Origin of the sequence: Rothia nasimurium (assembly GCF_928381415.1) — a bacterium.
Classification (GTDB): domain Bacteria; phylum Actinomycetota; class Actinomycetes; order Actinomycetales; family Micrococcaceae; genus Rothia; species Rothia nasimurium_H.
The window spans coordinates 229,039-242,120 of record NZ_CAKMSF010000005.1; the positions used below are offsets into that span (position 1 = coordinate 229,039).

Genomic DNA, 13,082 nt, shown 5'->3' on the forward strand with positions numbered 1-13,082 from the left:
GCTTAAGTTAGGGTGTGGCTATGACATCGCATACCTCATCCCTCTGGCGCAACCGCGAGTACCGCCTCTGGTTCAGCGGCGACCTCTTCCTTGACCTGGGCACCAGCATAGGCACCTTCGCTTTTCCTCTGATTACCCTGGCGGTTACCGGCTCACCAACGACAGCCGGAACGGTTGCTCTTTTCCAGGGGCTGGGGCAGGTTATGGGAACCCTGCCCGGTGGTGTCCTTGCAGACCGACACGACCGGCGTAGGCTGAGACTTCTTTCCTGTTTCCTAGGTATCTTGGCTCAGATCATTTTCCTTGCCCTCCTGTTGACCGGCACCGCCACCGTCGGCACCCTCAGTGCCTTGGCTCTGGGAGATCGACTCCGCTCATCTCTACTGGCAGAAGCCTCTAACGCCATGATTAAAGAGGTGGTGCCCGAAACAGACCTTCCTCGGGCAATCGCTATCAATCAGGGGAGGGATGCCGCTGTCGGTCTAGGCGGTGGTCCCGCCGGCGGCGCTCTCTTGGCCATCGGTCTCGCCTACCCGCCCTTAGCTCAGCTTCTAGGCCAGATCATCTCTCTAGCTACCACCTGGGCTATGACAGGTAGCTACGCGCCGCAGGGTGCTAAGCCTTCTCGATTCTCCGCCCGTAGCGCCCTTAATGATTTCCTAGAAGGGGGTGCCTGGCTACTCCAACGTCGCTTACTTGTCGTTTTGGCCTGCGCTATTTGCCTGCTGAACTTCAGCATTAGCGGGACCCTCATGACCCTCACCCTCAGCTACACCCAAACCGGAACAAGCCCCGTCGCTCTAGGTGCTTTGATGGCTACGGTCTCAGCCTCCATGATGGTCGGAGCTCTTTGCGCAGGCTATCTTGTTCAGAAACTCCCCACCGGGCGCGTCCTTATCGTCGGTTTCCTAACCTTTACCATCTGTCTGGGACTGCTTCCCTGGCTCCCCGGAATCGGCTGGGTAGCTTTCACGTTAGCTCTCGCCGTCCTCGTCATACCTACCCTCAATGCCGGCCTTTTGGGCTTTTTAACCCTCATTACTCCCAACGACATCTTGGGGCGGGTTCAGTCCCTCATTGGTTTCGTGGCTGTCGGCCTTGCTTCCTTGGCCCCGGCGCTTGCTGGATGGGGCCTGGGCCTAGCTGGCCCTTCCGCTACTGCGATTTTCTTTACGATCACCTGCTTCTGCGCCACCCTCGTGGTAATGAGCAGCCGTGACCTCATAGCACTACCTGCCTCAGAGCAATGGTCTGACTTCGCCCGTAGCCGGAACCTGCTCGACGAGGCCTAGCCTCCGCCCACTTCGCACCGTCACGGTCTGCCCGGTGAAGGGGTGGGGGAAAGTAAGCGACCTGGCCAGTAGCTGGAGGGGGAGGGCTGGCTCGTCCTCGGCGATGGGCAGGACGGCCGGGTAGACCACATCCCCCACAATCGGCGCCCCTGCCGCCGCCAGGTGCACCCGCAGCTGGTGGGTCTTGCCGGTATGCGGCTCCAAAAGATAGTGAGCCAGGGGTGTGCCCGCCTGCGGCAGGGGCAGGGCCGGGTTGGCTTCAGATACAGCGGGCAGGACGCCGTCCGCCAGCTCAAAGACCTCTAGGCAGGTAATACGCGACTGAGCATTGAGCCCCTCAAAGGACGCCCCCAAGCGGCGGCGCTCGCGCCGCTCAGCCTTGGTCTCTACCGGCAGGGGGCCGGTGTCACCGGGCAGGAGCTCAACACCGGTATGGGCTACCTGCATAGCCCCGTGCTGGTTATCAATGCGCGAGCGCACCGTCAGACTTTCGCCCTCTCCCAGCCCAGCGATGGGGGCCGCCACTGCTTCGTAGGTCTTGGTGGGTTCGCGCCGCTGGAACATGGTTTGAAAGGGGGCCCGGGCCTCGGGCGTCTTGGCAAAAAGAACCACCCCGGCGGTTGCCCTATCCAGGCGGTGAATCGGAATCAAATCGGGGTTGTTCTCCCGAACCCGCAGCTGGGTCAGAGCAGTATGCGCGACAAAGGAGCCGTTCGGGGTCGTGGGCAGAAAATGGGGCTTATCAATGGCCAAAACCCACTCGTCCTCGTAGAGCACCGGCATGTCAAAGGGCACGGGCTTTTCAACCCCCAGTTCCCGGTAGTACCAGATCTTTTGCCCCGTCAAAGGCGCATCGGGGGCAACCGCCTGACCGTCGGCGTCCTTCACCTCATCGCGCTCAAAGCGGGAGGTAAAGAGGGAGCGCTCGTGGGGGTAGAAGCGGGCAACCAGGTAGTCCAACACCGTGCTTGCGCCCAGGGTGTCGTTCTCGGGGTTGCCCGCGTCGGGCAGCACAAAAGAGACGGCGTCAATCCCCTTGCGCTGGGGCAGGGGCTTGGGGGAAAGGTGGCGGTTGATTCGGCGCATGGGCTCTATTATCGCAGGTAGACCCCAAGGCCTGCTTGATAGAGTTGAACTGCCTCTCTCGTGGACTCCACGCGGTACATCCATCCTTAAGAAAATCTCCGCGAGCGTGAGACCAGAGAGGAGGTAATGGCTGTGGCTAAAAGCAAGGCTAAGAAAAACAGCCCCGACAAGATTGCAGTCAGAATCGTCGCTACTGCAATACTCATCGGAGCTGTAGCAAAGCTTTTGGAAGCTATCGAACCGTTCATTCGATAGGTCCTACAGCAAGGGGCGACTCTGGTAGTAAGCGGCTACCGGGGTTGCCCCGCCTTGTTTGCTGTCATCCTTAAGATAAAACCAGTTTATCTGCTTTGTATTGTGCGTCAAGGGCGGCTAAAAGGAGCCCGCCATCAGTTCCCACACCATCCGGTAGCTGGCCTCAAAGGCGGGCAGGGGCAGGAACTCGCAGTTGGAGTGGAAGTTGTGCGCCCCGGTGAAGAAGTTGGGGGTGTAGATTCCCTGGGTGGAGAGGTAGGAGCCGTCGGTACCCCCGCGCATGGCCAGGTTGATGGGCTCGATACCCAGCCGGGCAAAGGCTGCACGCAGGCGCTCGGCCGCCACAGCGTTGGTGCTGGTTTTGGCGTCCTCAAGGTTGCTGTAGATATCTGAGATATCCAGCGTGACGGACGCCCGCGGGTTGGCTTCTGCCGTCCGCTCAGCTAGGTCGCGCAGGAAGTCCTTTTTGGCTTCGTAGCCGGCCCGGTCATGGTCGCGGATGCTGATATCGACGCTAGCGGTGGCCTGGTTGCCCGCTATCCCGTTGACCCAGAGGTAGCCCTCTCGCCCCTCGGTGTGCTCGGGGGTCTGGGTGCGGTCGAGGGCCGCGATAAAGTCGTGGGCCACCAGAATCGGGTTGACCAGGTTGCCCTTGGAGTTCATGGGGTGGGCGGTCACGCCCTCAACGTGCAGGCGGGCATGCCCGGCGTTGAAGGTAGCCTCAACCAGCTCACCCAGTTCGCAGCAGTCCAGGGTGTAGGCATAATCCACGGGGAAACGCGCCAGGTCCATGGTGCGCACGCCCAGCAGGCCGATTTCTTCATCCGGCACAAAGGAGAGATAGATATCGGGATGGGCGGACGCACCCGCCCCGCCTCCCTGCCCCTGGGTACCTGCCTGCCCGGCGGCGTCCGCGTCCGCAGCTAAGAGCCGCACGGCTGCCTCCATGACCGAGGCGACCCCGGCCTTGTCGTCCGCTCCCAGCACGCTGGTGCCGTCGGTGACGATGATGCGCTGGCCGGTGTAGCGGGTGATTTCGGGGTGCTCGGCCTCGCGTAGCCAGATGTCGAGGTCGGTGTTCAGGCATATATCCCCTCCGGTGTAATCGACGACGCGGGCATGAACATCGGGGGAGAGGTTGACGTCAACCGTATCGAGGTGGGTGCAGAAGCCGATGGCGGGGGCTTTAGTGTCCGCGGGCAGGGTGGAGGGAATACGGGCGGTCAGCACGCAGGTGTCGCTCAGGTGCACGTTGTGGGCACCGGCTGCCGTGAGTTCGTCCTTGAGTAGGTGGGCCAGCTCCCACTGGCCCTGGCTGGTGGGCACGACCGACGCTGAGGCGTCCGACTGGCTAGAAATCACCGAGTAGCGCAGAAAGCGGGCAGCTAGCGCTTCTTGTAGGTCGGTATCGGGGGCGTAGGTGGGGGTGAATGTGGTGGTGCTCATGGTGAGTAGTCTACTCTTGGGGCGCGGAAACTTAGCTCAGTAGCTCCTGGCAGCCGGGGCAGCGGAAACTGATGCGGTCGGTGTCTTCCTCACGGGCGTACAGGTGGCCCGCTGTGTAGCGGTCGGCGCCGGTGCCGGTTTCTGAGAGGTCTTCCTTGACGATGGTTTCCCCGCAACGGTAGCAGGGGCGCTGGGCACGCCCGTAGCACCAGAGCGGCTCGGCGCTGGTGTGGGTGACCCGGTGCGGACGCCCGCGGTTAGTATCCAGCAGCAGGCGGGCAATGGAGACCACGGCAGCGATATCGGGCACCGCCCCCACCGGGGTGCGCGGGTCAAGACCCGCGAGAAAGCAGGTCTCAGCCCGGTAGATGGTGCCGATACCGGCCAGGTTCTTCTGGTCGAGCAGGGCTACCCCTAAGGGGCGCTCCGGTCGGGCAGCTAGGTTAGCTACCGCCTGCTCAACCGACCAGTCGGGGCCGAGCAGATCGGGGCCCAGGTAGGATAGGCGGTCAGCCTCCTGGCTGGTGGGGAAAACCTCAAGTAGTCCCAGGGTAAAGCCCACGGCTTCGACCGGGTGGCTGCCGGGCACTACCTGCCCGTCGCTATCAAGCCTTGCATTAGCCTGAATCAGAGCCCGCACCTGATCAGCCGGGCGCCGCCACTTCTCCCGTGCACCGTCCGCATCTAGCCCATAGAGGTGCCAGATGCCGTCCATCTTCAGGTGAGAGTGCACGGTCATCTCACCGATACGCAGCAGAATATGCTTACCCCGGGCGAGGGCCCCGTGAATGGGCTGACCCGCCAGATTGATGTCGGCAACCTGGGGGTAGCGGAAATCTGTAGTGTGGGCTGTTCTACCGGCAAGGGCGCGGTGGAGAGAGCGGGCCTGCCGCCATACGGTATCGCCTTCAGGCACTGCTAAGCACCCCTCCGTGTTATCAAAATGTGACCTGTCTAATATGACTTATCTATGACGCCCTGCGCGCCCCTCTGCTCACAGTGTAGACCAGAATTGCTGCAAAACTTGCGTGCCACCTGCTGAAAGGGTGTATAGTCGTTTCACGTCATGCTTCACCGTTGAAGTTTATGGCCCAGCACTAACTTAATACAAAGGGCAGGCTCATGCGATGTTGCTAGAGTAGGCCCTGACTCCTTAGGCGGTCTCCCAGCCGCCTGTCCCCTAGATGGAGGTCAGAACAATGAATCTGCTCTTTACCGCACTCATGGTTGTTATGGTCATGATGCTTGTGATGTCTCTCGGTGCTTTCTACGTGCACCTTACCCGCAGCGTCCGCGCCTTCCGCGCTGGCTACGAGGGCGTGGAGTACAACCTCACCGCCTAATCAATGAGAGACCGCTAGCCACTCAGAACCTCCCTTGCCCCACGCAAGGGAGGTTCTGCTGTTTTTAGGAATAGTCCTTCCGCATACGCAGGCCGCGTGGGGTGGCGTAGAAACCTGCGGCCAGCAGGGCCCGGCGCAGGGTGAGGACGGGGTGCTCGCCGCCCTCTGCTGCTGCGTCCGGTTGGTCGGGGGTAGGTAGTAGCGGCTCAGGGGAGCTGAGCACATCCACCCCGCCCGCGGTTTCGATGACGATTTTGTCGGCAACCCCGGCGCGCACCAGCTGGCCAATCAGGGGCGCGGACGCCTCCACCCGGTCGGCTCGGTCGGTAAAGGGCAGCAGGGTTTTGCCTCCGCGTTCCAGGTAGAGGGTGAGCTCCCCGTCGACCAGGATGACGACAGCCCCGGCCTTGCGCCCTGGCTTGTGCTTGATGGGGGTGCGGTTGCTGTCCCAGGCCACGGGGGTGGGCCAGGGTAGGGCGGCCCCGTAGGGGTTAGCCGGGTCGGTGGCAGCGAGCAGGGTGACCGAGTGGCGGGTGCGGCGCACCGGGGTGTAGGCGGACGCGCCGGGTGCGGCGTCCTGTCCCTCCTCGTCTGCGGCGGTGGTGTCGTCCGCCGCTCGGAGCCTATCGACGGTGGAGGAGGTCGAGAACTGGGCGGCGCCCAGGCCCTCTATGAAGTAGCCGCGGCGGGCCAGCCCCTTTTCTTCGGCGGCAGACAGCACCCGGTAGACCCCGGCGAAGCCGCCGGGGGTGTCCTCAACGGCCACGGCCCCGCGGGTGAGCACCCCGTAGCGGTCCATGAGCAGTTCGGCGCGGGCGGCAGCTGCCACGGTGGCGTCGAGCGGTTCGGCCTCGATACGGGCCCAGCGTCCGCCATCGATGGGGGCGACCTGGGCTGATACCGCAGGGACCCGGCCTACGCCCACCCCCAGACGGGAAGCCGAGAGGCGGGAGGCCCCGCGTCGCATTCCCACGGAGCGGGCCCGGGGGACGGGGGCAGCCACCTTGTGGGCCGAAGCCCCGCCCGAGATCAGGGCCCGAACCGGGGCGAAGGTATCGCCGGTGACCAGCCCGGCCCAGACCAGGTTCCAGAGGGCGGTTGAAATCTCCTGGGCACTCGGGGGCGTATTGCCCAGCGAGGTGGCCAGGGCGGCGAGCTGGGTCTGAATCTGGCTGAAGAAGAGCCCGCCGGTCAGTAGCTCATAGAGGGTGTTTTCGAGGGCTCCCAGGGCGGCGAGCGCCTCGGTGCGTTCTACCTCATCGGGCAGGGTCAGGGCTGCGCTCTCACCCAGGTGTAGAGCGACCCAGCCGTCGTCCCCGGCGAGCTGGCCGGCGCCCGTCCAGAGGACGTCCCCGGCGCTCATAGCGGAGTCGAGCAGGGCGGGGGTGTAGTCGCTGATACGGGCCCTAAGAATGAGCGGTTCGAGGGCTGAGGCGGGCACCCGCACCCCGGCGATCTGGTCGATCACGGTGAGTAGGCCGTCGTAGCCGCTGAGCATGGCGCTTTCGTCCCGGCGGACGCTGATGGGCTGGGCCGGTGCCCCGAAGGTGCCGGGTGCGGCGGTGGTTTCGGTGACCTGCCAGGAGCCCACATGCTGCCAGGGCGGCAGGAAGCGGGCATAGGTGCCGGGGGTAACGGGTTCGACGTCGGCGCGCAGGGCTGCCAGGGAGCGGGAGCGCAGGGTGCGCAGGACGGAGGCGTCCACCCACTCAGTTCCGGCTAGGTAGGCGGGGTCGGTAGAGCCGGTACGGGCGGCGGCCAGCTCAGCGCGGAGCTCTTCGGGCAGGAACTCACCGGAGATAACCCGCCGGTCTGCTGCCAGGGTGCGCAGGGCGGTATCGACCACCGAGACGCCCAAGGAAAGGGCTGCAGCGGCCTGGGCTGCGGTGAAGGGGGCGTGGGTGCGGGCGTAGCGGGCCACTAGGTCAAGCAGGGGAGAGTCGACCGGCTCCAAGAAGGCCAGGGGAACCCCAATCGGCAGGGGTACGCCCAGGGCGTCTCGCAGGCGGGCGGCGTCCTCAATGGCGGCGTAGAGTTCCCGCCCATGCAGGCGGAAGCGCAGGGCCCGACCGGCTTTCACCAGGGCCTCAAGGTGATCGGTGGCTTCGGCTTCGGTCAGGACGCGCTCACCCGGCTTACCTGTCTCGGCCTCGGCAGTCGGGGCGCTGGCGTCCTCACCGGTTCCCTGGTCCAGGAGCACCCGCAGGCGCTGGGCTGCCTCGGCGGCGGTCAGGGGGCCGAGCAGGCGCAGCAGGTCGGCGGCTCCCTCGACCCCGCGCAGGCGGTAGCCCGCAGCGGTGCGCTGGAGTCGGGCCTCGGTGGAGCGGATGACCTCAACATCGAGCAGTTCGCGCAGCTCGTCCTTGCCGAGCAGCTCGGCTAGCAGGGCAGGGTCCAGGGCCAGGGCAGCGGCGCGGCGCTCGGCCAGAGGGGAATCCCCGTCGTAGAGGAACTGGGCCACGTAGCCAAAGAGCAGGGTGCGGGCGAAGGGGGAGGGGGTTTCGGTCTCCACCTCGCTGATGCGTACCTTTTTGGCCTCAAGATCCTTGTGCAGGGCGGTGAGGGCCGGTAGGTCGTAGACGTCCTGCAGGCACTCGCGGGCGGTTTCCAGCAGCAGGGGGAAGGTGGGGTACTTGCGGGCCACATCCAGGAGCTGGGCGGAGCGCTGGCGCTGCTGCCACAGGGGAGTGCGGCGGCCCGGGTCCTTGCGGGGTAGCAGCAGGGCGCGGGCGGCGTTCTCGCGGAAGCGGGAAGCAAAGAGGGCAGAGTTACCCACCCGCTCGGTCACGATGTCTTCGAGCTCGGCCGGGTCAAAGATGAAGAGGTCAGCCCCGGGCGGCTCGGCCTCCATGGCGGGGATGCGCAGCACGATGCCGTCGTCAGCGGCCATAGCTGAGGCATTGACCCCGTAGCGTTCCTCGGCCCGGGCGCCGACGGCCAGGGCCCAGGGGGAGTGAACGGGCATACCTAAGGGCGAATGCAGAATCAGACGCCAATCCCCCAGCTCATCACGGAAGCGCTCAACCAGCAGGTGCTTCTCGCTGGGCACCTGACCGGTCGCCTCTGCCTGCTCCGCCACGTAGGCCAGCAGGTTATCGGCGGCCCACTGATCCAGGCCAAGGCCGCGCAGGCGGGCGTGGGCGGCACCGGCGTCCTTACTGTTCTCAAGGGCCAGCTCCCGGGTAAAGGCCCCCAGAGCCCGCCCCAAATCGACGGGACGGCCCGGCGAATCCCCATGCCAGAAGGGCAGGCGCCCGGGGATACCCGGTGCAGGGGTCACTGTCACCCGGTCGTGGGAGATATCCTCAATCCGCCAGGACGAGGCCCCTAAGGCAATGACGTCCCCGGCCCGGGACTCATAGACCATCTCCTCATCCAGCTCACCCACCCTCTTGGGAGCCTTGGAATCCTCAGCCCCTGCAATGAAGACCGGGAAGAGGCCGCGGTCAGGGATCGTACCGCCGGAGGTCACCGCCAGGCGCTGGGAACCGGGCCGGCCCTCAATCGTCCCGGCGTCCCGGTCCCAGACAATGCGGGGGCGCAGTTCGGCAAACTCGTCCGAGGGGTACTTACCGGCCAGCAGATCCAGGGTTGCCTCAAAGGCCGCCCGTGGCAGGGTGGCAAAGGGGGCCGTTGCCCGCAGGGCCTCAAACCAGGCCTCCACGCTAATCGGCCCCAGGGCACAGGCGGCTACGGTTTGCTGGGCCAAAATATCCAGGGGGTTAGCGGGAATAGCCAGGGGCTCAATCTGCCCGGCCAGCATGCGCTGCACGGTCACTGTGGCGTTCAGCAGGTCGCCCCGGTGCTTGGGGTAGAGGTAGCCGCGTGACACCTCTCCCACCTGGTGGCCAGCACGGCCCACCCGCTGCAGGCCAGAGGCCACCGAGTGCGGGGCCTCCACCTGAATCACCAGGTCCACATGGCCCATATCAATACCCAGTTCCAGGGAGCTTGTGGCCACCACGCACCGCAGCTGCCCCGACTTTAGGGCCTCCTCAATCAGGGTGCGCTGGTCCTTGGAGACCGACCCGTGGTGGGCCCGTGCCAGCACCGGCGGAGCCCCGGCAGCCGTCGCCGAGCCCCCCATCACCTGGGCAGGGGGCTGGGTTGAAAGGGGGAAGGACGCACCCGCCCCCGGCAGGCGCTCATCGTCAGCTTCCAGCCGGGTAGGGGCGTCCTTGGCCAGGGCCTCAGCCAGCACATCGGCCAGGGCCTTCGGCTCCCCGCCGGTAGTCGCGTAGGTGCGGGCTCCGGTGGCTGCGCTCGCAGTCACCTCACCCAGCTCCCCGCGGGCCTCAAGACGACCCAGGTAAATCTCATTCAGCCGGGCCGTCAGCTTCTCCGCTAGCCCGCGCGAGTTGGCAAAGACAATGGTGGAGCGATTGGCCTCCACCAGGTCCACAATGCGCTCTTCCACGTGCGGCCAGATGGAGGCCTGGTAGCCGTTGAGGTTCGGGGTTTCGCCCCCGGCGCCGGAGCCCGGGGCGGACGCCGCCACCTGCACCTCCTCGATGGTGAGGTCAGGCTGGGTTCGGTTCTGTGCATGGGGAGCAGATTCTGTTTCCTCACCGGGGAAAACACCCACAGCATCCCACAGGGCCTGCTCGGCACTTGCCCGTGCAGGCAGGGGCTGGTCAAAGTAGTCAGAGGAAGGCTCATCAGGCTGGGAGCCCAGAGCCGGTCCCGCTACCGGGCGGATACCCAGGGCCTCAGCCACCGTTACCCCCTGAGGCAGGGACTCCGCCAGCCGCACAGAGACTTCCGGCCGGGTACCGGCGTCCGCCAGGGTATCGGCCTGCACGGCCCCGTCGTCGAAAGCTCGGCCCTCGAACTCGGTGGCGTCCAGGGAGCGAACCTGGGAGCGGGTACGCTCGGTGAGCTTATCCAGGTAGGCACCTGACCCGGCGGGCGCTGGGGTTGGCCGGGGGCTACTGTCCTGCTTGAAGGAGTTATCCCCCTCGCCGTAGGCGTTGGGGCCGCCCAGGGCCGTCATATCGGGCACCGGCACCGAAAGGGTCAGCTCCCACTCCTTGGCCGAGGGCGGGCGCACAATCTGCACCGGCACACTACCACCCAAAAAGCGGGCGACGGTTTCAACTGGCTCCACGGTAGCCGACAGCCCCACGCGCTGGGCCGGGGTCTCAAGAATCTGGTCCAGGCGTTCAAGGGTCACCGCCAGGTGAGCACCACGCTTGGTACCGGCAACCGCGTGCACCTCATCGATAATGACCGTATGCACCTTGGTCAGGGTCGAGCGGGCCTTAGAGGTCAGCATCAAAAAGAGGGACTCGGGGGTGGTAATCAGAATATCCGGCGGGTTAGAAATCAGCTGGCGGCGTTCCTTAGCCGGGGTATCACCGCTGCGCACACCCACCCGCACCTGCGGCGGCTCTACCCCCAGCTGCCGGGCGGTCTGGGCAATACCAATCAGGGGAGCGCGCAGGTTGCGCTCAACATCCACACCCAGGGCCTTGAGAGGGGAAATATAGAGGACGCGGGTGCCCCCGCCCTCGTGATTCTCAAAGTGAAGGCGGTCAAGCGCCCACAGAAAGGCCGAGAGGGTTTTACCCGACCCCGTCGGTGCCACAATCAGGGCATGGTGACCCGCCGAAATCGCCTCCCAGGCCCCCGCCTGGGCAGCCGTGGGAGCAGAAAAAGCCCCCTCAAACCAGCGACGGGTGGGGGCCGAGAAAAAACTCAGGGCACGGGAGGTAACGGGTTCTGCCATAGCCCCCATTATCCCCTTAAAAACAAACGGGCCGGGCACACCGGGCAACCTGGAAGGTAGCCCGGTGCACCCGGCCTTGAGAGCACAGATGCCCGCCGCTTGGCTAGGGGGTAGCCCCCACCGCGCCCACCGAAAGCTGGGCGACAGAGGTGTTAGAGCAGGCTTCCGCCGCAAAGTTCAGCACCAGGGCCTGGGAGGAGCCAGGAGCCTGCACCGAGTAGCCCGCAGCAGAAACGCTCTGGCAGGCATCCCCGTAGAGCTGGGCCCGGGTCTCACGCAGGGTAGCGGTCAGAGAATCGCCGGGAGCAATCACGCCACCCGAAGACGACCACTCGGTAGCATTCGCAGCTGCCGCCCCCACCTGCTGGCCGGCCGCATTAACGTAGTGCACAGCGGGGTAGCCGCTCATGGTGCAGTTGGCATCCCCGGTATTGGTAAAGGTCAGGGTGATATAGCGCGAACCCGCTGCACCACCGCCCTGAGCCACCGCGGCCTCAATATAGAGCTGGTCGTAATCACAAACAGCAACACCAGCTGCCGAGCTGGCGAACTGGCTACCGCTCGCGGCAGGGTTCTGGGCGCTCGCGGTGGGCTCTACGGTGATAACGGTGCCGGTGGGCACCGGTTCCGGGTCAGCGGAGGTACTGGGGGCCGGGGTGACCTCTTGCACGGTGGGCTGGCGGGTGGTTGCCGCTGCAGAAGGCTCGGCGCTGGTAGCCGATCCGGTGGGCGAGGGGGACGCCTGCGCGGACGAGGTCGTAGCAGCCGGGCTGCTCACGGTGCTTTCTGCGGTGGTGGTGCCGGTAGTGGCGCTACCGCAGGCGGTGAGTACCGTGAGCAGGCCAAGTGCTGCGAGGGGGAGAAGGGGGATACGTGCTTTCATGCAGCCTACATTCCGGGCTGTAGGGTGACGCTTGCCCCGTCCATTCCCTCGGTGTATTCGGTCTGGCAGCTCAGGCGGGAGCACTCGTTGGCGATGTCGTCAATCATGTCGAGCAGGTCTTCTTCTGCCTCTTCGCGGGGCAGGGTTGCTTCGATGTGCTCGGGGTCGATGAAGGCGTGGCAGGTGGCGCAGGAGGCGTTGCCACCGCAGGTTGCCAGCACGGGGAAGCCTGCTGCGAGGACGGCCTCAAGCATGGTCTGGTGGGGTTCCCAGGTGACGTCCTTGGTGGTGCCGTTTTCGTCAGTGACCGTGATGTTTACGCTCAATGTGTTCTCCGTGTGCTGGGCAGCTGTGAGGCTGCGGGTCTAGGGTCTGTCCCTATTTTATGGGGGCAGGTGCGCCTATCCCCGCTTTTTGTGGTTAAAACTACGGTGGGCGGACGCCTGCTGTTTGCTGGGTACCGGGTGTGAAGCTGAGAGAAGGGTTGGTATGGGTAACAAAAAACCGGCCTCCCGAAGGAGGCCGGTTTTTATCGGTGGTGCGCCCGAAGGGATTCGAACCCCCAACCTTCTGATCCGTAGTCAGATGCTCTATCCGTTGAGCTACAGGCGCATCATGCGTTGACCGGCTTTCTCGGCCCGTCGCGGCAACAGGTAATACATTACGCAGGTTTGCGTTGCTGTGCAAATCGAAAATGCGTGACCCTGCTCTCAAAAGGGGTGAATCTGGGGTGAAAACCGCGTAAATACGCGGAAAAAGAGGGGGTGAAGAAAGTTGAAAAAGTTTACCCGGGCCCGCATTCTGTTGGCCAGACCACAGGTCAAGAGGACTGTAACGAAATATTTACATACCAATGAGGACAAACCGGGGCGAGCTATGTACCCTGGAAACACACGATGAAGTGAAAGTGCACCGCGCGACGCGTTTATTCATTGATATGGGTGGCGCGTTTTTCTGTTTCTATCGGCCTGTAGGCAGGTAGTTAGGGGAGCGGCGCATATTTACCTGAGGCACAGTGGAGTGTTTCAGGTCAACGATTTATAAGGGGA

At 64.5% G+C, this 13,082-nt stretch carries 9 protein-coding genes and 1 tRNA gene; 3 read left to right on the top strand and 7 right to left on the bottom strand.

Annotated features, from left to right (window positions below):
- Nucleotides 1-20: 20 nt before the first annotated feature.
- A complete protein-coding gene (locus L7A20_RS07475) occupies nt 21-1,292 on the top strand; it encodes an MFS transporter (RefSeq protein WP_237222974.1) in 1,272 nt (423 codons plus the stop codon).
- On the opposite strand, the gene L7A20_RS07480 is transcribed toward L7A20_RS07475, so the two are convergent.
- Nucleotides 1,239-2,378 (bottom strand): pseudouridine synthase, encoded by a 1,140-nt coding sequence (locus L7A20_RS07480; protein WP_237222975.1) that lies wholly within the window; start codon nt 2,376-2,378, stop codon nt 1,239-1,241. The two genes, L7A20_RS07475 and L7A20_RS07480, sit on opposite strands and share 54 nt — an antisense overlap.
- A gap of 132 nt (nt 2,379-2,510) precedes the next feature.
- On the opposite strand from L7A20_RS07480, the gene L7A20_RS11995 reads away from it, so the two are divergent.
- Complete coding sequence (locus L7A20_RS11995) at nt 2,511-2,633, top strand: hypothetical protein (RefSeq protein WP_272878483.1); 123 nt, start codon at nt 2,511-2,513, stop codon at nt 2,631-2,633.
- 117 nt (nt 2,634-2,750) lie between these two features.
- Here L7A20_RS11995 and L7A20_RS07485 read toward each other — a convergent pair whose 3' ends face one another.
- Nucleotides 2,751-4,079, bottom strand: a complete 1,329-nt coding sequence (locus L7A20_RS07485; protein WP_237222976.1) for a peptidase T — start codon at nt 4,077-4,079, stop codon at nt 2,751-2,753.
- Between the two features lie 31 nt (nt 4,080-4,110).
- Nucleotides 4,111-4,995, bottom strand: coding sequence for a DNA-formamidopyrimidine glycosylase family protein (locus L7A20_RS07490; protein WP_237222977.1), 885 nt, complete (start codon nt 4,993-4,995; stop codon nt 4,111-4,113).
- A 283-nt stretch (nt 4,996-5,278) separates the two neighbouring features.
- On the opposite strand from L7A20_RS07490, the gene L7A20_RS07495 reads away from it, so the two are divergent.
- Nucleotides 5,279-5,422 carry a hypothetical protein gene (locus L7A20_RS07495; protein WP_167752381.1) on the top strand — a complete coding sequence of 48 codons (144 nt, stop codon included), beginning with the start codon at nt 5,279-5,281 and terminating at the stop codon, nt 5,420-5,422.
- 64 nt (nt 5,423-5,486) lie between these two features.
- Here the strand turns inward: L7A20_RS07495 and L7A20_RS07500 are convergent, their stop codons facing one another.
- From L7A20_RS07500 to L7A20_RS07515, 4 genes are all read right to left on the bottom strand, one after another.
- The gene (locus L7A20_RS07500) at nt 5,487-11,150 is read right to left on the bottom strand and encodes a DEAD/DEAH box helicase (protein ID WP_237222978.1); all 5,664 of its coding nucleotides are present in this window, start codon (nt 11,148-11,150) and stop codon (nt 5,487-5,489) included.
- A 103-nt stretch (nt 11,151-11,253) separates the two neighbouring features.
- A complete protein-coding gene (locus tag L7A20_RS07505) occupies nt 11,254-12,033 on the bottom strand; it encodes a DUF4232 domain-containing protein (RefSeq protein WP_237222979.1) in 780 nt (259 codons plus the stop codon).
- Nucleotides 12,034-12,038: 5 nt separating this feature from the next.
- Nucleotides 12,039-12,359: a 2Fe-2S iron-sulfur cluster-binding protein gene (locus L7A20_RS07510; RefSeq protein ID WP_135013785.1), complete on the bottom strand. Its 321-nt coding sequence runs from the start codon at nt 12,357-12,359 to the stop codon at nt 12,039-12,041.
- Nucleotides 12,360-12,569: 210 nt separating this feature from the next.
- Nucleotides 12,570-12,645, bottom strand: a tRNA-Arg gene (locus tag L7A20_RS07515).
- Nucleotides 12,646-13,082: the final 437 nt, after the last annotated feature.

What these genes read in the sequence shown, in the direction of transcription:
- L7A20_RS07475 (WP_237222974.1), top strand. Translation starts at nt 21, where the DNA reads ATGACATCGCATACCTCATCCCTCTGGCGCAACCGCGAGTACCGCCTC.
- L7A20_RS07480 (WP_237222975.1), bottom strand. Translation starts at nt 2,378, where the DNA reads ATGCGCCGAATCAACCGCCACCTTTCCCCCAAGCCCCTGCCCCAGCGC.
- L7A20_RS07485 (WP_237222976.1), bottom strand. Translation starts at nt 4,079, where the DNA reads ATGAGCACCACCACATTCACCCCCACCTACGCCCCCGATACCGACCTA.
- L7A20_RS07495 (WP_167752381.1), top strand. Translation starts at nt 5,279, where the DNA reads ATGAATCTGCTCTTTACCGCACTCATGGTTGTTATGGTCATGATGCTT.
- L7A20_RS07500 (WP_237222978.1), bottom strand. Translation starts at nt 11,150, where the DNA reads ATGGCAGAACCCGTTACCTCCCGTGCCCTGAGTTTTTTCTCGGCCCCC.
- L7A20_RS07505 (WP_237222979.1), bottom strand. Translation starts at nt 12,033, where the DNA reads ATGAAAGCACGTATCCCCCTTCTCCCCCTCGCAGCACTTGGCCTGCTC.